This window comes from Intrasporangium mesophilum (genome assembly GCF_054783095.1).
This window is the reverse complement of the sequence record NZ_BAAGRF010000013.1, coordinates 133,577-158,211: the sequence shown is the minus strand read 5'-3', so window position 1 is coordinate 158,211 and position 24,635 is coordinate 133,577. Positions and strand designations below refer to the sequence as shown.

At 71.4% G+C, this 24,635-nt stretch carries 11 protein-coding genes; 7 read left to right on the top strand and 4 right to left on the bottom strand.

The genetic code is table 11. The features are described from left to right. Window positions 1-134 precede the first annotated feature (134 nt). From ACYVLP_RS12205 to ACYVLP_RS12190, 4 genes are read right to left on the bottom strand one after another with little or no spacing between them, the layout of a single operon-like run. Window positions 135-1,235, bottom strand: coding sequence for a hypothetical protein (locus tag ACYVLP_RS12205; protein ID WP_460627616.1), 1,101 nt, complete (start codon window positions 1,233-1,235; stop codon window positions 135-137). After that, a complete protein-coding gene (locus ACYVLP_RS12200; protein ID WP_460627615.1) occupies window positions 1,228-2,217 on the bottom strand; it encodes a hypothetical protein in 990 nt (329 codons plus the stop codon). Before ACYVLP_RS12200 ends, ACYVLP_RS12205 begins: the two co-directional genes overlap by 8 nt. Next, window positions 2,214-2,606, bottom strand: coding sequence for a hypothetical protein (locus tag ACYVLP_RS12195; protein ID WP_460627614.1), 393 nt, complete (start codon window positions 2,604-2,606; stop codon window positions 2,214-2,216). The genes ACYVLP_RS12200 and ACYVLP_RS12195 overlap by 4 nt, the downstream gene beginning before the upstream one ends. Window positions 2,607-2,609: 3 nt before the next feature. Further along, on the bottom strand, window positions 2,610-7,394 hold the full coding sequence (locus ACYVLP_RS12190; RefSeq protein ID WP_460627613.1) for a CHAT domain-containing protein: 4,785 nt from the start codon (window positions 7,392-7,394) through the stop codon (window positions 2,610-2,612). Window positions 7,395-7,900: 506 nt separating this feature from the next. On the opposite strand from ACYVLP_RS12190, the gene ACYVLP_RS12185 reads away from it, so the two are divergent. The 7 genes from ACYVLP_RS12185 to ACYVLP_RS12155 are packed head-to-tail and all read left to right on the top strand — an operon-like array spanning window position 7,901 to window position 23,781. Then, complete coding sequence (locus ACYVLP_RS12185; protein WP_460627612.1) at window positions 7,901-10,081, top strand: phospholipase D-like domain-containing protein; 2,181 nt, start codon at window positions 7,901-7,903, stop codon at window positions 10,079-10,081. Continuing rightward, the gene (locus tag ACYVLP_RS12180; RefSeq protein WP_460627611.1) at window positions 10,078-13,311 is read left to right on the top strand and encodes a DUF6603 domain-containing protein; all 3,234 of its coding nucleotides are present in this window, start codon (window positions 10,078-10,080) and stop codon (window positions 13,309-13,311) included. The genes ACYVLP_RS12185 and ACYVLP_RS12180 overlap by 4 nt, the downstream gene beginning before the upstream one ends. Next, window positions 13,308-15,728 carry a hypothetical protein gene (locus tag ACYVLP_RS12175; protein WP_460627610.1) on the top strand — a complete coding sequence of 807 codons (2,421 nt, stop codon included), beginning with the start codon at window positions 13,308-13,310 and terminating at the stop codon, window positions 15,726-15,728. The genes ACYVLP_RS12180 and ACYVLP_RS12175 overlap by 4 nt, the downstream gene beginning before the upstream one ends. 16 nt (window positions 15,729-15,744) lie before the next feature. Next, window positions 15,745-16,866: a hypothetical protein gene (locus tag ACYVLP_RS12170; protein ID WP_460627609.1), complete on the top strand. Its 1,122-nt coding sequence runs from the start codon at window positions 15,745-15,747 to the stop codon at window positions 16,864-16,866. Further along, window positions 16,863-19,505, top strand: coding sequence for a hypothetical protein (locus ACYVLP_RS12165; RefSeq protein WP_460627608.1), 2,643 nt, complete (start codon window positions 16,863-16,865; stop codon window positions 19,503-19,505). Before ACYVLP_RS12170 ends, ACYVLP_RS12165 begins: the two co-directional genes overlap by 4 nt. An 11-nt stretch (window positions 19,506-19,516) precedes the next feature. Next, window positions 19,517-21,664 (top strand): hypothetical protein, encoded by a 2,148-nt coding sequence (locus ACYVLP_RS12160; RefSeq protein WP_460627607.1) that lies wholly within the window; start codon window positions 19,517-19,519, stop codon window positions 21,662-21,664. After that, a complete protein-coding gene (locus ACYVLP_RS12155; protein WP_460627606.1) occupies window positions 21,661-23,781 on the top strand; it encodes a hypothetical protein in 2,121 nt (706 codons plus the stop codon). Before ACYVLP_RS12160 ends, ACYVLP_RS12155 begins: the two co-directional genes overlap by 4 nt. Window positions 23,782-24,635: the final 854 nt, after the last annotated feature.

Here is a 24,635-nt window from a genome sequence, read left to right as displayed (position 1 = left end):
GCCGCGCCGCCGGATCGACGTCCACAGGTCGACTGGCCCCCTGGCTGCATCCTGCGGCCGATGACCAATGCTCGGGTCGGGGAAAGATTCCACTGCTGCGGCCCGGGGCCGCTTCTGGTTGGCTCATCGGCTCGTCAGGGGTCGATGCCATAAGTGGCCAGCGCCTCCTTGGCATCCGCTACGTCGTCCTCGTCGCGGGCAAGCTCAAGGGCCAGCAGGAGGCTCCGCCTACCGCGTTCAAGGTCCCCCGCCGCGAAGAACAGCTGACCCGCGTTGTAGTGATAGCTGTGGGTGGGCTGATCGAGAGAGACCAGCCGCTCGACCTGCGCTGGGAGATCCTTCGCTCGCCCGCGGGCAAGAAGCCCAAAGCAGTACGCGAAACGCCACACCTCGTCGCGAGGGCTGTCATCAGCGAGCTGGCCGAGGTCGGCCAGTGCCGCATCCGCCAGCTCAGTGTCGCGTTCCTGAACCAGCCTGAACAGGTGGGCGGCAGCGGCGGTGGGGGTCCCCTGCGCCTTCTGTCTTGCCAGGAGCGCTGCCACGTCGTCAGGCAACGCATAGGCAGCGCCTGCTCGGATCGCCTCGTCCATACGGCCGTTCACCTCATCGAGAGCGGCCCGGTCATTGAGCTCCGCGGCGCAGAACATCAGCCCGACCAGCAGTCCGATGGAGTAGGGGTATCGCTTCGCGGCCGCGTCGAGCAGCCCCCTGATGCGGGCAACGCGGTCCGTGCTTGGCTCTGCCCTGATGAACTCTGGAAGCAGGGTGCCCACCGTCTCGAGGTCGACGAGGTCCGCGGTCCGCTCGGCTCGACTCAGCGCGTCCGTGAACTCCTGCCGATGGCGTTCGCGCGCCGCCGCGAAGGCAGCCTGCTCCTCGTCTAGTCGGCTCAACTGGTCCTTGCCGATCTCCCGGAGCTCATCGGAGGCGCCCTCGGCCGCGAGGTAGAGGAAGTGGTACCTGCTCAGGGCAGCGAACCCGAGCGTGTCGTAGGCGGTGCCCAGACTCATGCGCGCGATGTCCGCAATCGGCTCTCCAGACGCGAGGGCGAGCAGCTGCTCCCACACCGCGGCCGCTACGCGAGTCCGGCCGAGCTCCGCATAAGCGAGCGCCAACCGGTTGACGAGCGTCAGGTCACCGGACTCCTCCGCCGCGCGACGCAGCTCTTCCAGGATGTCCTCCCGCTCCGAGTCGGAGGCGTCGCGCAGCCGATCCGTGAGTTCGTCGTCACTCATCGTCGGACCCCGCGGCACTCGAAGTGGCTTCTGACGCAACGCTGTCCTGGTCGGCATAGCGTGCGTCGGGCTCGGCGTACCCATAGGCCAGGAAACGCGACAGTGCCTGCCCACACTCGATCTCGGACGTGGGGCTCTGAGGTAGCGGCCAGCGTGTCGCCTGGTACAGCAGCGTTCGGTACAGGTCGAACGCGGCCTCGACCATGTCCCCGTACGTGTCCGCCCGTGGGACGAGCAACCCACGGTGCAGGACCCACGCGACGAGGACTGCGGCCGGCAGCGCCCACCACGCCCAGATGACCCACACCGAGGAGACCACGGCCCACATCCAGGCCGCCACGGCGGCGTCCAACCGCCCCCGCGCGGCCGAGACTTCTCCCTGGGCCTGCGTCGGCAGCAAGAGCCACAGCCGCGTCCACAGACGCACAGGGTCGAGGCCGTACAGGTCGGCCGGCCTCGTCTCATGTGCTCTCAGCAGGTTGCCCAGCCGGGTCGGCATCATGAGCTCAGTTCGACTGGGTCGCTGAGCGATTCGCCTCAGCAAGACCAGTAGCTCTTCGTCGCTGTCGCCATCGCCCCCCTGCTCAGCCAGGACGGTGAGACGTTGGGCGTCTCGCTCGGCATGACCTTGCACGCGGCTGACGAGACGGCTGCGTAGCGGGTTGAGCCAGGCGGGCCAGTAGCCCTCCATGAGCCGGAGGACGGGCAGCACGAACGTTTCGGACAAGAAGCCGGAGAGCAGGACGGCAACGAGCGTGCCGGCCAGGATGACCAGTCGGGAGCTCGTGGTGCCCGCCTCCAGCCAGCTGCTGACGCGGTCCGGCACCCCGCTGATCCCGCCGTGCCCGTATGCCCAAGCCAGCAGGCCAACCGCGCCGAAAGCACCTGCCCCGGCCACTCCGATGCTCGTCACCCTGCTCGCCGCCTTCGAGGCGAGCTCGTCAGCGAAGGTGCCCACGCCGGGGATGTCGGTGAGGCTCATCGTGGCGCCGGTTCCAGAGTGACGCCGTGTTGGGGGCACGTCATGAGCTGGCTCGGTGCAGTCACGTACTGCACGTATGCGCCGTCGACCGGGCAGGCATAGCGCGGGGGCAGCAGCAGGGCGCCGAGGCCAGGGGGCGACTGGGCGCCGCCGCCCTTCTCCACGACGTCCGCCATAGCGGGGGGCCCTCCACGCGCAATGAACTCGGTCACCCAGGCGCCAACCTCTGGGTATGCCTGAACCAGGGCAACGATTCCGGCGCCGTCCTCGGCCGGATCCACCAGGAGGCGGGCGAGCGCCTCGTCGAGCTCGTGCCAGTCGCTGTCCACCAGCTCGGGCAACCAAGGCCGCACGGCCCGGGCCGCCTCGAACAGCTCATCCGAGTTCATCGCTCACGCTCCCACGTACGTCAGGGCCGCCCAGTCGCCGGGCCGGCGGAACGGCGCCGACGACTGCCACAACGACCGGGCAACTTCAGGGATCCTTGCTGGATCGAAGTCGGGGATCCCGGGATGGCGTTCATGCAGCTCTTCGTATCCCGCTTGCCGCGCCCACGACTGAGCAGCGCACAGGGCTGCCGCCCCGTCCTGCCCGGCGCCCGAGCGCCATCGTCGATAGAAGTCCTCCAGGACGACCGCGGTGGCAAGCTCCGGGACGGACCACAACGATGCGACGACTCCGGCAGCACCAGCCTCCAGGAATGCCGCAGGCAACCCGACGAGCTCATCGGGCAGCTCGGTGCCGACGAGACCGCTCTCGCAGGCAGAGAGAACGGCCAGCCGGGCCCGCAGCTTGCTGCTCATGACGACCTGTGCGGTGAGCCGGGCGTCGTCGGAAAGGTCCAGGCCGCTCATCAGTGGCGTGTCCGGATCCGCCTCTCCATGACAGCAGAAGTGCAGCACGCGTGCCGAAGGTGCCACCTCGAGCACCCGGTCCAACCGCGCCGTCGCCCCGACCAGGCGCCACACCGGACCGGGCGACACGTACCGGCTGGCGGCGGTCACCTCAAACTCCGCATTCGGCAGGCGGACGTGACCTGTGGGCTCCGGATCCTCGACGGCCAGCAGTCCGCCCGGGCCAGCGGTGTCCGCCCTGCGCCGCGCCTCTTCGAACGTTCGTGCGTTGGGCACATACCGGACCGCGCGGTCATCCACGACGTACCGGGGGATGCCGTCAACCCGTCGCCACGCCGCGTGCAGAGGGAGCACCCCGAGCAGCCCGTTCGCCACGAGCGCGACAGCCTGTCCCTCGGCCAGCCTGGCGTGCACGGGCTCCATGACCGCCTCCCAGAGCCACTGGGTCGTTCCGTCGACAGCTCGCCACCAGGCCTGCCGATCCGTGGATCGACCGAGGTATGCCGCTCTCCACTCGGAGGCATGCACGCGCAGGGCATCCAGCGTCAAGGCGGGAAGGCTCATGGCCTGCAGGTCGTCGTCTGAGCCGACGACGAACGCGACTCCGGCAGGTGTGCAGGCGCTCACGTAGACCAGGCACTCGTCCGGCGACGCGACGCGCAGATCCTCAGCAGTGGGTGTCGAGCCGAAGCGCTCGTGGCCCGGCACGGTCCGGACCTCGGCGACGGCGTTCTCCAGGTCCCGTCGCGCTTGTGCGATCCGACCGGGCAGGTCGACGCGTGCGAGCTCGCCTTCGTCTGCCCGAGTCAGCGCCAGCCAGCGCTCCGCCGCAGCGGCATACTGCAGTGCGATCTCAGCATGGCCAGCGCTCGTGAGTGCCTCGAGGTCGAGCCGGTTGCGCTCGAGAGCTTCGGTCAGGATCAGCGCCCGGCCCTGCTCCAGAGCGAGGACTCCGCCGACCTCGTCGCCGGACTCGTGCCGGGCCAGCGACGCACTGCTTGAAAGGCCTTGGGCGGTGCTGATCCAGTCCGCCTTGGCATCCCTGCGCAGCTGGGTCCGCACGACGGTGTCCAGCGCCGTCAACCCGCGGCCCGTCGCGTCGACCGCTTCCGCCCATGCTCCTCGCTCCAGAGCCCAGCTGCTCCAGTGCACGGCGCACGTGATCGCCAGGGTTGGCGCGGTCTCGACGGACGCGGCCAGAACCTCACGGAACTCCAACGCGGCTCCGACCCGGTCGTCCTCGCCGCCGTCTCGCGCCCACCGCGCGACCATCGCCCTTGCCAGGTCGGCCCGCACCTTCAGCTGTTCGCGCCGATCCGTGCCGCGAAGTGCCGCCTGCAGATCGTCGATCCCGCGGTCGAGGTCGTCGGGATCACCATTCCCCCGTCGGGCCCGTTCGACCCGTAGCTGTCCGAGCCCGGCGCGGGCCGCCGCACCGACCTTTCCCGTCCGGGAGGCAGCGGCACCGAAAAGCGCTTCGGCTTCGTCCGCGTCCCCTTCGGCACCGTGCAGCGCATACCGAGTCGCCAGGCTCCCGGCCAGATTCACCTGTCCGTATGCCGCCAGGTCCGTGTTGTCGCCAGCGGCTCGTACGCCGCCCCGGAGCAGCGAGATCGCGGTGTCCAACCCGGCCGGACCTTGGGTCGTGGTGATCGCGCCGGCGAGAACGGACAAGGCATGGATCGCGCCCGACTCCGGGCGTGGGTCGATGGCCAGCGACTCAGTCACGGCCTCTCGTGCGCTCTCGAGATCCTCCGGCATGCCGCGGCGCCGATATCTCTCGCTGAACGCGTTACCGATCCCGGTAAGGGCTCGCGCCCGGACGGTGACAGGGGCGGCCTTCGTATCGAGAGCGTCCTGATAGGCCGAGATCGCCTCTTCAAGCAGGCCCGCGTCGCCCTGAGTCACCGACAAATCCCTCAAGACATGCCCGAGCGCGGTGAGACAGAGAGCCCTTTCTGCGCTTTCTTCACGCGCTGCAGCCACCGCGCGCCTTTGCAGGGCTTCTGCACGGCGAAGGTCATCGAGGCTACCCGCATGCTCGGCGCGGTGCCGGAGAAAGACACCCAAGCCCGTCAGACGTCCGACGTGATACCGAGAGTCTGCCGGGGTCAACGCCAGGGCACGCTGACCCAGGACAACCGCTTCGCTCTGCCGCGCCGGGTCGTAGGGCTCGGACTCGTCGAGGATGTTCGCCAGGTTCCACATGGCCAGCGACCGGTCCGTGTCGTCATGCTTCATTTCGTCCAGCAGCGCCCTCAGGCTCTCCTCTGCTCTCCGGAGCTGACTGGCATCACCATGCCCCAGAACGTTGGACTGGTTGATCAACGCGTCGATCCGCTCCTGACTGCCCGCGGGCGCCAGCGCTACTGCCTCGGCAAGGAGCGAGTCAGCGGCGTCCATGTCCGATCGACTCGCTCGAGCCCGGGACCGTTGGGCGTAGGTCACACCAAGCTGGTTGGCCAGGGCCGCCCGATCACTCGGCGAGGCATTGGCCGATGCCGCATCCGCACGGACGGCCTCCCCGACCCGGACTGCCTCGTCGAGCAGGTCAGTGTCATCGGTGGTCTCCCATCGACCGAGCAGTGCTGCGACCTGAGCGGCGGCGGACTTGACGCGGTCGGGCGGAGTCGGTGGCACGAAACGGTCACCGACGCGCCACGACTCGAGGATGTCAGCGCGTTCGGTGGCCGCGCCGGCGTTGACGTCGTCGCCCTCGGCCCACATCACCTGCACCAGCTGATGGAGGTAGGCAATCGCAAGCGATGCCGACAGGCCAGGGTGGGCTGCGGTCATGCCTGCGAGCTCGCGGGGAGTTCTGGCGCCCAGCAGCTCGAAGAGCACTGCCCTGAGGCTCTGGTCGGCCGCCTCGAACTCCGCGACGGCCTGCCGGACGCCGATCTCGCGACAGCGCACGATGAACTCGCGACGACGATCCGTCAACGCCGCGGCGTTGGTGTCGCCGGAAAGGCGCGCCAAGCCTGCCATTTCGCGCAGATGCTGCTCGACGTCGGGGTCGAGCAGCCGAGGGTGCCGCGCAAGCAGTGCCGCCACCGAATCCCAGCTCTCGGTCGACAGCAGAAGAAGAAGCGGCTCCTGCACGTCGGCCGCGACACCTGTCGACGACCCCGAAGCCTCGGCTTGGTCGCCGTCCGCAAGCCGCGCTCGCAGACCCGAGGGCAGGCGGAGCAGGGCGAGCTTGTCCTCGTCGGATCCAGAGCGAGCACGTGTCGCTACAGCCGTGCCCAGCTCGATGGCGCGGCCTAAGGACTCCGGGTCGCCTTCCGTCTCATACCGATCGGCGAGCAGGGCGGCAAGGTCCGCGAGCCACCGGGCCTTGGTCGCCTGGGTGCCATCGAGAACCCGATCCAGGACGGCGATGGCACGGTCCCTGTCGGCGGCGTCGCCACGGAGTCGGAACCGCTCGCTGTAGACCTCGGCGAGTCCGGGAAGCAGGACGTCTGCCGACTCGGTGTCGAGATCGCCACGCTCCGCGGCTTCGCGCCAGAGCGGAACCGCCCGGTCGAGATCCGTTGCGTCGTGAGACTGCTGGTACCGCAAGGTCGAGGCCATCCCCGCCTGGAAGAGCACGAACGTCGGCACGCGGCGGTCCCGCTCGGCACTGCGACTCAGCAAGCTGTCCCAAGCGGCAATGCAGGCGTCCCACGCGGACAGGTCGCCCCGCTCGACGCATGCGGCCGTCTGCTCCACGGCCTGCCTGACATCTGCGGCCAGCTCGTCAAGCCAGATACCGGCTTGCTGCCGGTCCGCCTCGACTACCGCCCCGAACTCTGCGAACGCCGCTTCGACCCCGATCTGCCGGCTGCGCCTCACGAGGCCGAGCGCAGTCTGTGCCGCATCAATCCCACGGAGGTCGCCTCCCTCACGAACAAAAGCGACGGCCTCTTCGAGCGCATCGAGTCCGTCGTCCGACAGAAGTTCGGGGTGTTGCGTGACGAGTGTCCTGAGGTCATCCGGTGATCCGCTGAACAATGCCGCTGCCGCAAGCTGGAGCGCCGGGCCCTGCTGGGGCTCCTTCGACCGAGGAGCGACATCTGCCAAGGCTGCATCAACGCCCCGCGCCAGGCACGCCTCGATCACACCGAGGTGACGTTCGACCATGAGCGCCATGAGGGGTTGGCCCTCCTGATTGCAGCGCTCGACCAGATCCCGCATGGCCCGGACTCCGGCTTCGCTCACCAGCTGCGGGTGTCTGTCCAACACCTGTCTGGCCTCGGACCAGGTCGGGGCCCTGACGAAGTCCACTCCCGCGATCATCAGATCGAGGTGCTCGCTCACAGTCTTCTGACGTTTGCGGCGCATGGTCGCTCTTCCCTGTCCGCCCAGCCAAACGCGATCGAGGGCGCCCGGCGAAGGTGACTACCCACCACCAACTGTCCCGTGGTTTTCGGGTGATGTCACCCGAAGGGCCCAATTACCGTCAGGCGAGACAATGCGCGTCATTGGTCGCCCGATACGCTCCCGCCGTCCTACAGACATTCGCCGCAGTTAGCGGGAGTTCGCGCGAATCCAATCGATGAGGAAAGCGTCACCCTAGCCCCCGGTCGATCGGTTCTGACGTACGAACCTGACAGCGAGGTGCCCACGCAAGAAGTGAGCAACGTGCGATTTTCCTGATTCGTCCACCGGGGCGACGGGGCCGACTCTACAGTCGGAACATCCGGATATGCCCCCGTGCCCGATCTGGACCGGAGCGGCAGGTCGCCGGATGTCTGGGTTCGCGCTGTACAGCACGAGTGGGGGGACGACATGGGTGCATTCCGGGGGCGGTCCATACCGGCGATCTGCTTGATGCGCGGTGGCTCGCGATGACCGACGCCGCCACGTGGTTCGTCCCGTTCGCCGAGCCGGGGAGGTCGGCGCCCGCTGATCTGGCCGGCCTGCCGTGGGGCTCCGGCACGGAGTACGCAGCGCGGGTCAAGCCCACGACGCCGGTGCCGATGGACACCGGCTGCGCTGTGGAGGCGATCAACGGGGGCTACTGGGCCATGTCGGCGATCCGCGACTCGCTCGTCGCCTGCCTCAGCGCCGCCCGGAAGAAGGCGGCGGACCCGCCGCCGACCAAGCACGGCGAGCGCGGCCTCGTCTACATCGCCGGGTGGAGGTGCAACCCACTGCGAGACCTCTCGTCGGGCAACTCCTGGGAGACCAGCCCATGGATGAGCGGCAACGCCCCGATCGGGCAGGCGAACGGGCGCGACGAGACCGTGCTCGGACTCCTGCTCGCCTGCATCGCCGCCGGTGTGACCGTGCGCGTCATGGTCTGGATGCCGACCCAGTCCATGCCCGACGCCGCGCATCCACGCGACCACCTCTACCTCGCTGATGCGATCGCCACGGGCAACGAGCTGGCCAAGGCTCACCTCGGATCCAGCCTCGACCTCGGGGTGGTCTGCCTCGACGCGCGGGTGAGCGGCTTCGCCGGCTCACACCACCAGAAGATGTGCGTCATACGGTGCTGTGACGCGACGCCGCCGGTCGCTTATGCCGGCGGTGTCGACCTGGCGTGGACGCGCCGCGACGCACCCATGGTCCCCAGCCAGCACCCCAAGGGCGAGCTGCCCACGAAGTTCTACGCCGGGGACTGGCAGTCCGCCCCGAGCCGAGCTGCCACGCCTGGCTCGCCACCGGGCGGCATACCGTGGGCGGTCGACGGGTGGCCCTTCGGCGACGGCGACATGCCCGACTGGATGTGGGACGTCCGCACGATCCCCTGCCCGCCGACGGACGTGCGGCCGGACACCGACCTGTATTCCGGCGTGTACGGGGGTGGGCGACAGAAATGGCACGACCAGCACCTGCGCCTCAGCGGCCCGGTCGTGGCGACGATCGAGCATCAGTTCCGCGAGCGATGGGGCGACAGCGGCCTCTTCTCCGTGCTGGACCACAAGGCGGACTTCGGCTGGCTCGCCTCGGGCGGCCATGCGTACTTCACCGCTGCCTCGGCTATCACCACCAGCCACCCCAGGAACCCTGACCAGAACACCGCTGTGCTGCCGGACCCGTTGCCCGTTGCGCAGGTCGCGGGCGGCACGAGCTCGGTGCAGCTGTGGCGGACGATCCCGTACCGCTCCCGGGGTCGCAACCCCGGGCGGTTCGCGCGCGGCGAGTTCACCGTCCTGCGCGGCTACGCGAGAGCGATGTCGACAGCGCGCAATCTCATCTTCATCTGCGACCAGTACTTCTGGAGCCTGCCGGCGGCCCGCTTGCTGAACCAGCGGCTGCGGGCGATGCAGTCGCTGGCGGTGGTCGTCGTGCTCCCGCCCCACGCCGACTCGGGGTACGGCGCCGTGAACGTCGCCGAGTCGACCCACGTGGCGCGCCGCAGCGCGATCGCGGCGCTCGTCGCCGGGCTCGACGCGCAGGCCCTCGGCCGGGTCGCCGTGTTCAACGCCTGGGACCCGCCGCAGCAGGTGGGTGGTGTCGAGGTCGCGAACCGTGGCGTCTACGTCCACGCCAAGGCTCACGTGTACGACGGCGAGCTGCTCGTCTGCGGATCGGCGAACATCAACCGCCGCTCCCTCACCGGCGACACGGAGCTCGCGCTCGCCGTTCACGACCCCACGGTCGCCACGTCGCACCTGCACAACGTCTGGACCCTGCTGACGGGCGGGGAGCCGTGGCCGCTCGTCGACGGAGCGCCCTTCGACCCGAAGACGATGCCAGGGAGGCCGTTCGTGACAGCTATGCGTGGAGCGGCGCACCCGAACCTCATCATCGACCCCCACTTCGCGAACCCGACGGCGGAGACCGTCGCGCTCCCCCTGGGGAGCCGGAGCACCGCGACGCAGGGTCAGTTCGGCCAGGTCTACAACCAGCTCATGGAGAACTGCTCGATGCACAACTCCTTCATCGAGACGCTGACGAGCACTCTGCAGCAGGTCTCGGACCAGGTCGAGGACCCAGCGGGCTTCTGGTTCATGTCACGCGCCACGGCCCAGGACCGCCCGCCCGAGCCGCCGATGCCGCCGATGGTGATCATGCCATGACCGACTCCGACGCCGCCGTCCTGGCACTCGCGCGCGATCTCGCCTCCGCGGTCACTGACCTGTCGAACTACCTGTCCGGTCCGGTCGGTCTGAGGCTGCTGCTCTCCGATGTGGGGCACGCGGTGCCCGACGGGGTCGACCTGAGCAGCGGGCTGGCGAAGGTGTCGCCACTCGTCGACAGCATCGGTGCCCTGGTTCGTGCCCTGGCCGCGTTCGACCCGCAGCATCCCGAGGTCGGCGGGGAGGCCCTGCTGTCGGCGCTGCTGGACGTGTCTCGGGAGGTGGCCGAGCTGACGTCAAGCGCGCCGCCCGCGGCCCTGCCGCCGCCCTGGAACCAGCCAGAGGCGTGGGGCGAGCTGGCAGCGTCCGTGCTCGGTCATGTCGTGTACGACGCGATGGAGCTGAGGATCCCCGGATTCCTGAGCGCCCTCAACGTCCTCGGAGTCGCCCGGCCACGAGTGGTCGACCAGACCGGCGCGAGCGTCGTCTCACCGAGCCGCATCATGTGGGACAAGATCCCTGCTCTCGTGTCAGACCCTGTGGGCCACCTCGTGGAGACCTACGGCTGGGACTCGACACCCAACGTGCCCCTCCTCGTCGACTCCGCCATGCGCATCGCCATCGCGCTGGGTCTGCCGGTGACGCTCTACCTGGACGAGACGGCACTGGGCATGTTCTGGGACCTCGGCAACGTCGATCCCGCGAGGACCATCACCGGAATCGCGACGGCATACCGGTTCACGCAGGGCACCGGCCCGCTCGCGTCCTCGCAGACGCTCAGTCTTGCCCTCTTCGGCATCCCGGACGACACACGGCGGGGGCAGGTCAAGGGGTTCGCGCTCGCCGCGCAGGCATCGGGCGCCGTCTCCGCCGCCATCACCATCACCGACTCGGTGACGCTGACCCTCGCCGGCGGCCTCCAGGCGGGCGTCGCGATCGCCTTCCGCCCCGGGAAGGTCGGGCTGACCACCTCCACCGGCGGCTCCCTCGCCGGAAACCTGAGCGCGTCACTGCTGGCCCGGCCGGCCGCGCCCTGGGCGTTCGGCGACCCGCAAGGAACGCGGATCGAGACCTCGCGGCTGGCCGCGGTCGTCAAGGCAGCGGCCTCCACCTCCACCGGGAGCGAGCCCGAGCTGACCGTGAGTGTGGACGGCGACTTCACGGCATACCTCGACCTGTCTGGCGGCGACAGCTTCGTGACCGCCCTGCTCGGAGACGAGACGCACGAGCTGCCGTTCACCGCCGGGGTGGTCTGGTCGTCCCGGACCGGGCTGCACTTCGTCGGCGGTCCACCCGGCGGTCCCGGTGCCTCCGGGATGTCCACGACGATCCCCCTGAACCTCGACCTGGCGGGCGTGCTGCACCTGAGCGGACTCACGCTCGACGTCGGGCCCGCGGAGTCCGGAGCGGCCATCGAGGCGCTCGCGACCGGCCATCTGTCCCTTGGCCCGTTCACCGTGACGTTCAAGGGCCTCGGGCTGTCGAGCGTGCTGGACGCCCCCGCCGACGGCACGGGCAACCTCGGGCCGCTCGACCTCCGACTGGGACTGGCCGGCCCCGAGGCGATCGGCCTGTCGATCAACGCCACCGCGGTGACGGGCGGCGGCTACCTCGACGCGGACCACGACGCCGGCACGTACATCGGCGTGGCCGAGCTGACGATCGCCGGCACCGTGTCCGTCAAGGCCATCGGCATCATCACGACCCGGATGCCCGACGGGAGAGACGGGTTCGCGCTGCTGCTGCTCATCACGGCCGAGGGGTTCACCCCGGTCCAGCTGGGGCTGGGGTTCACCCTCACCGGCATCGGCGGCCTCATCGCCCTCAACCGCACCGTCGACGCCGATGCGGTCCGCGGTGGGCTCAAGGACGGCATCCTCGACTCGATCCTCTTCGTCAAGGACCCGGTCAAGAACGCCGACCGCGTCGTCGCCTCGCTCGACACCGTGTTCCCGCTCGCCCGTGACCGCCTCGTCGTCGGACCACTGGCAGAGATCTCGTGGGGCACCCCGGCGATCGTGCACCTGCGCCTCGCCCTGCTGCTGGACCTGCCCATGCCGGTCCGGGCCATCCTGCTCGCAGCCCTCTCGGTGACGCTGCCGAAGCCCGAGGCGCCCGTCGTGGAGATCCACGTCGACGCCATCGGCGTGCTCGACCTCGGCAAGGGGCAGCTCGCGCTGGACGCGTCCCTGCACGACTCGAGGATCATCCAGTACACCCTCACGGGCGACATGTCGCTCCGGATGGACTGGGGCACCCAGCCCGGGTTCCTGCTGTCGATCGGCGGTTTCCACCCACGGTTCAAGCCGCCGCCCGGGATCCGCCCGCTCAGCCGGCTCGCCCTGCAGATCACCTCGGGTAGCAACCCGATGGTCCGCTTCGAGGCCTACCTCGCGATCACGTCCAACACCCTCCAGATGGGGGCTCGGGCAACGGTCAAGCTCACCGCCGGAGCCTTCGGCGTGGACGGCGGCGGCAGTTTCGACACGCTCATCCAGTGGTCGCCGTTCCATCTCGAGGTCGATGTCGCGGCCTGGGTGCGGATCACCGCGGGCACCACGACGATCCTGTCGCTCAACCTGGCCCTATCGGTGACCGGGCCGGCGCCCTGGCACCTGACGGGCACCGCCGAGTTCCACGTGCTGTTCCTCAGCGCGACCGTCCACGTCGACCTCACTCTCGGCGCCTCGTCCACCGCCACGGCCGCCGTCGCGACCGTGGATCTTCCCGGCCTCGTCTGGAACCAGGTGAGCAGCGCCGCGTCGTGGGAGGCCGCCCTGCCGGCATCCGCGACGCCAGGAGCGCTCATCGGCGTCACCGCTTCGGACCCGAGCCGGGTGCTGGCCCACCCGCTGGCAACGGTCTCGGTCCGGCAGAAGGTTGCACCCCTGGGGCTTCGGATCAGCCACGTCGGGGCGAACCTGCCGGCCGCCGGACCCGCCACCCTGGCGCTGAGCCTCACCGCCCCGGCCGGGACCGTCGCCCAGCCGGTCAACGACCTGTTCGCCCGGGCGCAGTACGCCGACGTCCCCGCCGAGCAGAAGCTGTCCGCACCGTCGTTCGAGTCGTTCGGCAGCGGCATACGCCTCCAGCCGGCCGCGGCCGCGAGCGCCGGGCCGTCCACCCCCTGCCTGGCGGTGGTGGACACCCTCGACCTGACCTCGTTCGACGGACCGGTGACGCCGGGCGCGCCCGCGGCGGCCGTCGTCGACAGCGGAAGCGGGCGATGACGATGCCGAACTCGCGGACATTCTGGTCGTGGCACCGCGTGGGGCTCGCGAGCGCCGTCGCGGGCGCCCCTGCGTCCGGCGGCCGCGCACGGCTCCCGGCTCGCATCAGCCTGGACGCTACCCACAGCGCCGACGTGCCGGTCGACCTGCTCGGGCCCGGCGACGTGACGGGTCTGGACCCGGCGGAGATCGTTCGCTGTGAGCCCGCCGACGGCAGCACGGACTTCGCGCCGTCCGAGTTTCCCTACGTCGAGCTGCGCCACGCCGACCTGCCGTGGCGGTTCACACCGGTCGGGCCCGTGACCGGGACCATCCCCGACCCGGAGCACCCGGCCGGGCCGGCGGTCGCGCAGAACCGCCTCCAACCGTGGATCGCGCTCGTCGTTGTTCCGGCGGAGGCGTCCGATCTGACCCGGGGGGCAGATGGGCGAGCCAGGCTCGAGTGTGCCGCGACCCTGCTGCCCGACGTGCGCGAGGCCTGGGCCTGGGCCCACGTGCAGCTGGCCGGCACGGTGGTCGGTGACCCGCTGGCCGCGCTCGGGGACCCCGAGCAGGCGTTCGCTCGTCTGCTCTGCCCGATCCGGCTCGCACCCAACACCCGCTACGTGTCCGCCATAGTGCCGACGTATGCCGCCGGGCTGGCCGCCGCCGGCCTGCCCCTGCCCGGGTCGGTCCCGCCACTGGACCCGGCCTGGGGCGCGACCGGTGACGTCCGGCTCCCGGCATACCACTCGACGACCTTCACCACGGGGGAAGCGGGCAGCTTCGAGAGCCTGGCCAGAGCGCTGCGCCCGCGTCCGGCTCCGGCATCGGCCAACGGCGTGTCTCTGCGCATCGACGCTGCCGGCTGGGGTGCGACTGCTCCGAGCGGACGCACCGTACTCGTGCAGGGCGTACTCCGGCCCCTGACAGGGGCGACCGGCGACGCCCCTGCCGACGCGACCTTCGCGACCTCGCTGGCCTCGGCCGTGAGCTCGGCAGCAGGGGTCGTCCAGCTGCGACCGCCGCTCTATGGACAGGACCATGCCCGCGGCGCGACGAGCGTCGTCGGCGGCGCAGCGGGCTGGTTCAGCCAGCTCAACACCGATGCCCGACGCAGGTTCGCGGCAGGGCTCGGCAGCTGGGCCGTGGCCGTGGACCAGGAAGACCTCTGCGACCGGGCCTGGCAGCAGCTCGCCGACGCGGGAGTGCCCGCCACGGGCACGGCCTCCGCCGACATGGCCTCGGCCGTCCTCGGAGCGCTCGCGGACCGGCATGCAACCACCGCAGGAGCGGGGCCGGCGGCGGCCGCAGGTCTCGCGGCGCCGGCCGCAGGTCTCGCGGTGGCGGCGGCAGGTCTCGCCGGGCTCGCGGATGCCGCGGGCCCCGGCACGGAGGCCGTCGCGGACTACCGCCCGGCCATGCCGGCGCCCCTGTCGCCCGCCTCTGTCCTGGCGCGGATGCTTCGACCTGGCGGCTCGCTCGCCCGGGTCGGGTTCGGTGCGACGACCTCCCTCGCGTCGGCGCCGAGCGAGACCGAGGCCGTGGCCGGCTCCGCGGTGAAGGCTCGGTCGGCAGCCATGACGGCGCAGCCGCCGAGCCGGTTCTGCCCCACCTTCGACGACGACGGCCTCCAGCGCCTGCAGTCGACCGCGCCCGAGTGGGTGCTGCCGGGGCTCGACGACCTGCCCGAGGACTCCGTCGTCCTCATGCGCACCAACCCGGCGTTCGTCGAGGCATTCCTCGTCGGGCTCAACCACGCCATGGCACGTGAGCTGCAGTGGAGGCGCTACCCGCTGGACCCCGACGGCACCATGTTCGCCCGGTTCTGGCCGGCCATGACGGCGACCGTGCCGGACATGACGCCGATGGCCTCGTGGAACGCCTCGAGCGACCTCGGCAGCCATGTCAGTGGCGGCGGCAACGTCGTCATGGTCGTCCGGGGTGGTCTGCTGCGGCGGTTCCCCACGGCGAGGATCTACCTGTCGGGCCGGGTCGGCACGGGGGCTGAGACCGTGGTCACCCCGACGATCACCGCGTATGCCGGGACCGACACGACGATGGTCGGCTTCCCGATGACCGCCGACCAGCTCCTGCACCCGACGACGCCTGGTCAGGTCTGGTCGGTCGTCCTGCAGGAGTCCGTGCAGCACGTGAGGTTCGGCATCGACGACGCTCCAGCGAGCGGGGCGACGGCCACCCTCCGGACCTGGCAGGACCTCGACTGGGCTCACCCGCACGTCGCCGGGTCGACCGTTGTCCGCGTGGCCGGACCGTTGGCCGGGGTCGGTCGGCAGACCGGTCCCACGACGACCCTCGGAGCCCCACCGGTCTCCAGCTGGGCCGCGAACAGCTCGGCCATGGCGGCCGCCCTGACCCGGGCTCCGGTGCGAGTCCGCATCCCCGCATCACTCTGGCTCACGCCCACGGCGTCCTGACCGGTAGGAGACCTCGTTGTACGACTACGCACGATCCGGACTCCAGGCGACGCTCGCCGCTCGCCAGCAGGCCCAGTCGGCCGCTCACCAGACCGTCTTGACCGCTCAGGGCACGGTGAGCACGGCCAACAACAACCTCGCTGCCGCGAACAACGTGCTCAACGTCGCGCGGGCCGGGGTCCCTCCAGCACAGTCGAATCTGACTGCGGCGCAGGCGAATGCGGCCCAAGCCGCCCAGACCGCGGCCAACGCCCAGGCGGCGGTGGTGGCGTGGGAGGCCCAGATGCCCGACCCCTACATCGGCGGGGAGACGCCGTTCGCCCCGAACCTTCCGCTCAGCGGCTCCGCCGAGCGTGACCCGAGCCGCGCGCTGCCCGGCGGCGGCTACCCGCGCCCCAACCCGGCATACGCCACCTGGCTGCAGCAGTACAACGTGCTCAAGGCCGCACGGGACTCGGCCAACGCGGCGCTCGCCACCGCCAACAACAACGTGGCGGCAGCCCAGTCCGCCCTCAACAGCGCCAACAACCAGGTGACGGCTGCGCAGAACGCCGTCACCGCCAGGACGCAGGAGCTCGCCGCCGCCAACGCCCAGCTCACGTCGGCCCAGAACGCCGAGTCGGCCGCTGCCGCCGCGGTCACCGCCGTCCAGGCCCAGATCGCCGCCCTCGACGCCCGGGCGGCCCGGTTCGTGGCCGTGCCGCTCGACCGAACCGGGATCACCGCGCTCGCCGACGAAGAGCAGGCCGAGGTCTCGCGGCTGCGGCCGCTCCGGGCGACGGCCCGCGCCAACCGCCTGACGGCCAACACGACCCGGGCGACGCTGCTCGCCGCGCACGACGCCTCCATCGCCAGCCTCGTGCCCCTGTCGACAGCGCTGCGCTCGTGGGTCGATGCCACGTACCCGGATCCGCCGAACGTCGCGACGATGCTCGACGCAGTGGTCGCCTCGGCGACGGGCCAGGCAGCCTCCAACCCGCGCAACGACGACCTCGCCGCACTCACCAGCCAGGCCCAGGCCGCGCTGACCCGACTGCAGACGACCGTCGACGCCGCAGTGCGCGACCGGGACGCGAAGTACCAGACTCTGCAGGCCGCGCGCGACGCGGTCGCCTCGGTTGTGGCGGACCAGCCATGATGCCCTACACCGATGGCGAGGACCCGTACGCCTGGCGCATTGCGTACAACGCCTGGAAGACCCGGGTCACCAACGCCACCAACGCGCAGAACGCGGCGCTCGCGGCATACAACACCGCCTTGAACAAGGCCAACCAGCTCGTCGCGTGGCGCGACCAGCTCGCCCGGGTGGTCGCCGACATGAACTCCCGGGTCGCGGGGTACGCGACGGTCAACGGGACCCTCGCCTCGCTCGCCACCCAGCTTGCCGACCTCGAGGGTCAGCTCAACGACCACCTCGGCGCCAGGGACACCGCGACCGGCCGGCTGCTGACCGCACCGCCGACGACCCAGCCGGTCGTGCTGCTCCCGGTCCGCGTGCACACGGCCTGGACCAGCAGCTCGTCGCTCGCGGTCCGGATCTTCCCGAGCGAGGTGAGCGTCGACCGGCACGACCCGCGCCTGTCCCCGATGGAGTCGACGCTGGCACAGGCGTACTGGGCGACCCGCAACCGGGCCGGTACCGGCCAGGCCGACCAGGCCTGGGCGGACCTCACCCGACGGGTCACCCCGCAGCGAGCCGCGTGGATCGTCAAGGCCACCAGCCCCGGTGCCCCGGCCGTGCAGTCCCGCGGCGACCTCGACACGGCCGTCACGGTGCGTCTGCTGCCCGACCGGTTCGCCGTCGTGCTGCTCTCGAGGGGGGAGCCGGTCAACGTCTCGGGGACGACGCCGACCTACGTCACGTGGGGTCAGCAGATCGCCCCGGACGTGCCCGTGCCGCTGCTGCAGACGCCCGGAAGCGCAACGTGGCTGACCGACCTCCAGACGGCCGTCACGGCCGGGCTCGCCGTGCGGATCACCATCCCGGCGGGCGCACCGACGATCGACGAGCTCGTCGTCATCGGCCTGCGCGGTGCGTCCGGGCCTAACGACCTGGCCGACCTGCTCGAGCGGCACATCTACGGCGGCGGCATCGAGTTCCTGCCCGACGGCGCCACGACGAACAACGGCCCAGCCACCCGCACCCTGCGCAACGCCGACCGCGACGCCGCGGTGCTCGGCGCACTCGTCCAGACTCCGCCGTCGACGACCCTCGCAGCGGCCTCCGGAGGCCACCAGGCAGCCGTCCTGCTCGGCCTCACCGACGCGCGCGTCGCCGTGATCCCCGGTGCGCCAGCACTGCGCGGCACCGTGTCCGACGCCGTGTCGGTGCTCGTCCGAACCGGGGCCACCGGCACGCTGACGCGCCGCTACGGGATCGCCGCCTCGGACGTACCGACGCTGAACCCCGCCGGTGCCGCGCCGGCACTGCGCGTCGGCCAGCAGCCCTTCGGCATCCTGCCTGCCGTGGACTCCGGTCGGTGGCAGCCCGCGGACACCTACGATGCGCGGTTCCTCGGCCCGATGAGAGACAGCTCGGTCGGGCACCTGGCTCCCCTCGACGTGGACCCGGCAGTGCCGTCGGGCCCGGCTCTGCCGCCACGTCAGGTGACCCGCGACGACGACTCGGCCGTCCCGACGATCCTCGTCGAGGGCGCGTCGTCGATGGCCTGGTCCTCACCCGGGGGCACGTGGAGCGGGGTCGACGCGGTCGTCGGTCCCGGCACCGGTCCGAGGTCCCCGGCCGTGTACCTCGACCAGCTCGCCCGAGGAGTGCGCACGACCGACGTCCTCGACGCGGCACGGGAGTCGGTGCTCGGTGCGGTCGCCGTGGGGGCCGGCTCCGCGACGGGGGTGGCCGCCGCACTGGCCAGCCTCGCCACGGCAGCCGCGACGGACGACGGACGAGCGACGATCGCGGCCGCGCTCGGGCAGCACCTCGACTCGCTGTCGCACCGGGTCGACGCCTGGGTGACCGCGGCCGCTGCGCGCCGGCGGACCTCCGGCCTGACGGGTCCGCCCGTCATCGGGGCGTACGGCTATGTCACGAACGTCATCCCGCGACCGGCCTCGCGGCCGCGGTCGTTCGGCCATGTCCTCGCGCCGTCGCTCGCCCACGCGGCGACCGCCGCCGTGCTGCGGTCCGGGTACCTCGGGCAGCGGCGGGCGGCGTGGGCGGCGCGGCTCGCCGACGCGAACAGGCGTGGCGACCTGACGGCGGCACAGGCCGCACGTACGGGCCTGGCGAACCTCGCGCCGCTCGATGCCGCGGCGGAGTCGCGGCTGCCGATGGCCATCGACCTGTCGTCGCGGCGGATCAGGCGGGCCCAGTGGATCCTCGGTGCGGTGCGCAACGGACAGCCGCTGGCGGCGGTCCTCGGCCAGCAGTTCGAGCGAGGCCTCGTCGACGGTGGGCTCCAGCGCTACCTCGCGGCGTTCCGCAAGCTGACGCGTTTCTCCACCGGGACCGAGCTCGCCAGCCTCGAGGCGGCGCGCCGCGCGGCGTCGGACGCCGTGGCCACGGCCCGGGCCAATGCGCTGGTGGCCCACGCCAGCGCCGATGCCACGGCCGGACCCCTCGCCGCCGCCCAGACCGCACTGGCCTCGGCGACCGCCGCCCGAAACGCCGCGACCGCGGCCTGGGCGCCGTACCAGACCCAGGTCGACGCGAGGGCCGCCGCGCTCGCGCAGGCGCAGGCGGCCCAGAACACCCTGAACGCGCTCTTGGCCTCGCCTCCGGCCACGACGACCCACACCCGCACCGTGCTCGTGCCCTGAGGGGAGACGCCATGCTGTCCGAGAACGTCATCGTCCCCGATCCCGTCGACTACGCCGCGATCACCGCTTGGAACAACGCGGTCGCGGCGGCGCGCGCCCAGGTGGCCCTGTACACGGCCAACGCCGCGAGCATCGCCGCGAACCTGCGCCTCGACCTGCCGACGAGCCCGGCGAGCCTGGCCCAGACGGCCGTCGCCACGACGGCGACAGCACTGGCCTCGGCCAACAGCGCGTTCGCCTCCGCCCAGCAGGCACAGACCCAGGCGCAGAACGCCGCCACCACGGCCGACGCCGCGGTGCTCACCGCCCTCGCCGCCGAGGCTGCCGCGACGAAGCGGGTCAGCGACGCGCTGGCCGCCCGGATGGCGGCGGCCACGACATCGGCGGCCCTGTCCTCGACGGTCGACGGACTGGCCTTGCGCGAGCGCTACCGCGCCGGCGGCGCTGCGACTCCTCCGGTGTGGGATCTCGCGACGATCCCGTTCCGGGCCACTGCCGCCGAGCAGCCCCTGGACCCCCAGGTCAGCCTGCCCGTGGTCGGCGACGCGGACCACACCGCACTCGTCAAGATCCTCGACGACCTCGACGACGGCGTCGACGCCATCGCCGATCTCGTTGCCGCAGAAGGGATCCACCAGCTGGCGAGCGGCAACCTCGTCCGGTCTGGCGCCGCTCTGGAGATCGCCCAGACGGGCACGGTGCCGGACGACCTCGAGGTGATCACGACGCCAGTGCGCGGGTACGACGTCACGCACCGCGTGCTCGTCGTGGGCGATGCCGCACCCTCTCCGCCGTGGACGGCGACCGGTCCCAGCGTGATCGGCACGGTCGACCCGGCGTATGCCGCCTGGCTGGCCGGGCTTCTCCCCGACCCGTCCCGCGTGCGCTTCCGGGCTACGGCCCTCGACGACGCCGGATCGCTCGTCGTCGCCATGGACTTCTCGGCGAGCGAGCTCGGCCTCGACGCGCCCGGCTGGCTGCGGGTCGCCGCCGACCGGGGAGAGCTGGCGGCGAGGGCCGCCCGCGCGGCCCGGCCGATCCTGGCCAGCTCGGTCGAGGTGCCCGTCACCGGCCTTATCCGGATCGACCCGCCGAGTCAGCTTCCCCCGGGAACCCTGCCGCTCCAGGCACTCCTGAGGGCGGCGGACGCCGCCCGTGCACTGGTTTCCGGAGCGCGGGCACTGGTGGCGGGCGACCTGGCCGCCGCGGGCGAGGTGGTGGCCCCGCCGGCGGCCGCGGTCGTCACGGCGGCCGTCACCGCCGTGACCGCGGCCCAGCAGGCGCTGTCGGCACTGGACACCGACCTCGCCGCCGCCCCGAGCACGTCGGGCACCGCCCTGTTGGACCTGCTCTTCCGCGCTGCCGCCGTGGGCCTCGCCGAGGCGACCCCGCCGCTCGCCGCGGGCGTTGTCGGCGACAGCGCGCTCCGGAGCCTCGCCGCCGCGGCGCGCAGACGCCTGGCGCCACGGCTGGCACGGCCCCCCTTCGCGGCCCTTCCAGCGGGGCCGGATGCCACCCTCGACGCAGCCCGGGACCTGCTGCCGAGCCTGCTCGGTGCGCCGGTGCCGCTCCTGCTCCCCGTGCCCCTGACGTCGGCGACTCTCGTGCGCTCCGACCTGCAGGAGGGTGCGGCGTCGATCGCCACCCCGGCCGTCGTGCGCGAGTGGCTCATCGACCACGGGCGGGTGCGGCCGGCGGTCGCCACCCTGCTCGACGCGTACGACACGGCCGAGGCGCTCGGGGCCGCCGCGAGCCTCCGGGTCCGCGCCACCCAGCTGCCGAGGCAGGCCAACGCGGTCTGGGCCGGCACCGACGCCCGCCCCGCCACGGGCCTCGTCGACGCCGTCGTCGTGCGGTTCGGAGGGGTCACCGTGCCGGCCACGGTGTCCGGGCTGGCCGTCGACGCGTGGATCCAGACGGTGCCCGACGCGGCTCACGACGCCGCCCTGGCCTTCCACTACGACGAACCCGACGCCGACCCGCCGCAGGCGATCCTCGTCGCGGTGCCGCCGTCACTGTCGCAGACCCGCATCCCCGCGACCTGGGACCTCGGCAGCCTCGTGGGCGTCATCACCTCGACGATGGCCCAGGCCGCCGACCGTGCAGTTGCCTCGGACCTCGTGGGCGGCGTCTCCGTGACGATCACGGGTGCGCCGTGACCAAGGTGACGGGCGCGTTGAAGCCCGCCTCCACCGCGACCACGGACGAGCAGCGGCTGTCCGCCGTCATGGCGCCGGTCCGTGACCCGCTCTGGTTCCTGAGCCGACAGCTGCAGACCCGTGGTTTCCTCGCCGACGACGGCGGCTCCCCGGTGACCGTGACCGTGGCGCGTTCGACAACGCCGCTGACCGTCGACGGCGTGCTGGTCACGGCCCCGCTGGAGCCCGTCGTCGAGGCGGAGCCACCCACCCCGCGCGACCGGGTCGACACCGCGACGCGGATCAGGCTCACGAGCGAGCTCTTCCGCCGAGTCGCCGAGGCCGGCGTCCCGGCGGCAACCGTCACGACCCTGCGGGCGGGCCTCGCGGCGGCATACCCGATGCGGCCCGTGCTGGCCGGCAACCGGGCCGATCCGGTCGCGCGCGTCCTGCCCGACGCCATCACCCTCTATGCCGTCTGGTCCGCGGCGGTCGGCCCCGGCGGGACGACCGGGACGATGCCCTCGCTGCCGGGCTCGGGAGCGAGCCGCACGGCGATCGAGGCCGCGGCGCGCGCCTGGGTCGGCTGGATGACCCCGCGGCTGGGATCCGTGGGCGGACCGACCGCGCCCCCGAAGTGGGACGGCACGTCGGTCGCGTACCAGTTCTCCGCGGCGACGACGATCGGCGCTGCGACGATGACCTTCCCCGCGCCGGACTACGACGGTGAGGGAATCGACTGGTACTCCTTCGACCGCACCGCCCTCGCGACCCCGCCCCCGGCCAGTCCCGCCGTGACGGTGCGCCCCTCGCCGGTGACCTATCCCGGCATGCCGGAGCGGGGCTACTGGACCATGGAGGACGGCACGGTCAACCTCGACGTGCTCGCCGGCCAGGATGCGTCGCGGCAGTTGCTCGTCGCCTTCGCCCACGCCTTCGCGAACGACTGGTTCGTCGTGCCGCTGTCGCTCGACTCCGGGGCGACGCTCATCACGTCGCTCACCGTCACGGACTCATTCGGGACGGTCACGACGGTGAGTGCCGCTGCAGCTCTCGACGGTCCACAGGCCCGGTTCCGGCTGTGGGAGCTCACCGCCCCGTCGGCGACCACGGACGTCGGAGTCGGCACGCGGGTCATGCTCCCCGGCTCGCCACCGGCGCTGCATGGCCCACCGACGGAGGAGGTCCTGCTGGCTCGGGACGAGATGGCGAACCTCGGATGGCTTGTCGAGCTGGGCACCACCGACGAGGACGGCACGAAGGTCGACCGCTACCGGCGGTGGCTGTCGATGCGCACCGAGCCCGACCCGGCGTTCACCCCCCAGGCGGCCGGGGCCGCCCTCTACTACCGGCTCGGCACGAGCCTGCCGGACTACTGGTACCCGCTCGTGTCGTCGGGTGCCGCGCTGGCACTTGCCTCGGTCCCCCAAGGGGCCACGGACGTCTCCTCCGAGGGAGTCGCCGGCACGATCGTCCCGCACGTCTCGGGCACGAGGATCAACGACGAGGAGGTGCCTCGGACCGGCACGGCTGTCAGCCGGGTCTACCGGCTGATCCAGACCGCGTCCGGGCGCCGGGTCTGGAGGGCGCGGCGGCGAGGGGCAGGCAGCGGTGAGGCGTCGAGCGGTCTGCGTTTCGACACGCTCGGAGCGCCTGCGGTCGGTGCGAACCTCCTCGTGAACCCGGCGTTCGCGCTCGCCTCGCGGACGGTCACGAAGGCCACGGTGAGCAGCGCGGGCCGCTCGCCGAGCCTCGGACGTGACTGGCAGGTGGTCAACACCAAGGGCGGGCGCACGGAGGCCAGGCTCGAGCCTGCGGCTCGGGCAGCGCACGGCTGGCAGCTTCACGTCGTCGCGGACAAACCGCGCAGTGGGGTCGCGCAGACGTTCGCGAGCAAGGGCGACGCGCCGAGCGCCGCCGAGGCATCGGCGTGGGTCTACGTGGTCTCGGGTCAGGTGTCGCTGGCCGCCGGGCCCGGTGGGTCGATGAAGCCAGGAGCGCTGTCGACGACGATCGGCCGGTGGGAGCTGCTCGCGGCCGCAGCCTCCAAGGCTCCCGTGACCCAGCTCGTCGTCCTGTCGCACGGCGGCCCGGCCGAGTTCATCGTCGACGGGGGCGCGGTCCGGGCGAGCTCATAAGGCTCGAGCCGTGCCCGAGAGGCCTTTCCAGGGTTCACCCACCCGCGCGCCGCTGAAGGTGCTGCAGATGGGGGAGTCCGGAGAAGGACGGAAATGATGGGGGGGTGGGTTCGTGACCTCCTGCCACCGCGGTGACAGGACAGATCGTGATCGACAGTGGCGCCCTTGTGTTGTCCCGAAGAGAGATCGCCGCCAAAGCGGGCTGGGTTATCCGGTGACAACCGGCGCATCCCGCTCGCCTGGGACACAGCCTTCTCCCTTCAAGCCGGCCAGCCGGACGACGAACGGATACTTTCGCCTGGCCTGAACGACCTCGAGCCAGCAACCGAGAAGGAGGCAGTTACCAGCCTGGATTCGCTGGTGTTCACCTGGCACCAGTGCGAGTCGTTCGAACGCCTATTTCACCGCCGTTGCCAAGACTCTCGAGTTCCGCAACGACCGCCTGGTGGGGCTCGAGCAATTCACGGACGGCCTGCGGACTCAATGTGTCGAACCGCCAGACAGCATCACTCTTCAAGATGACTACGCGCCCCCGATCGCCGCTGGGGCTCATCACGGCGGCTGTGGCCCAGAGCACCTGACCAGCAGCCAGTCGCGTTGCCATTGCAATTGGCAATGCCAATATGACGCCCACCGGGCGGACTACGGTACGAATGCGGACGTCCTCCTGGCGACGGTTTCCTTTGGACGTACATGCGCGGGAGCGAAGGCCGGGTTCTCAGCGGGCTCAGGTGGCGCTCTGTCACCAATGGCACCGTGCCTAACGCTCTGATCGAGGCCCCTGGATGCTAGTTGTGCCAATTCCCTTGATTCGCCTGCGGTTGTCACCTGCGCACGGCAACACTGAAAGGTCG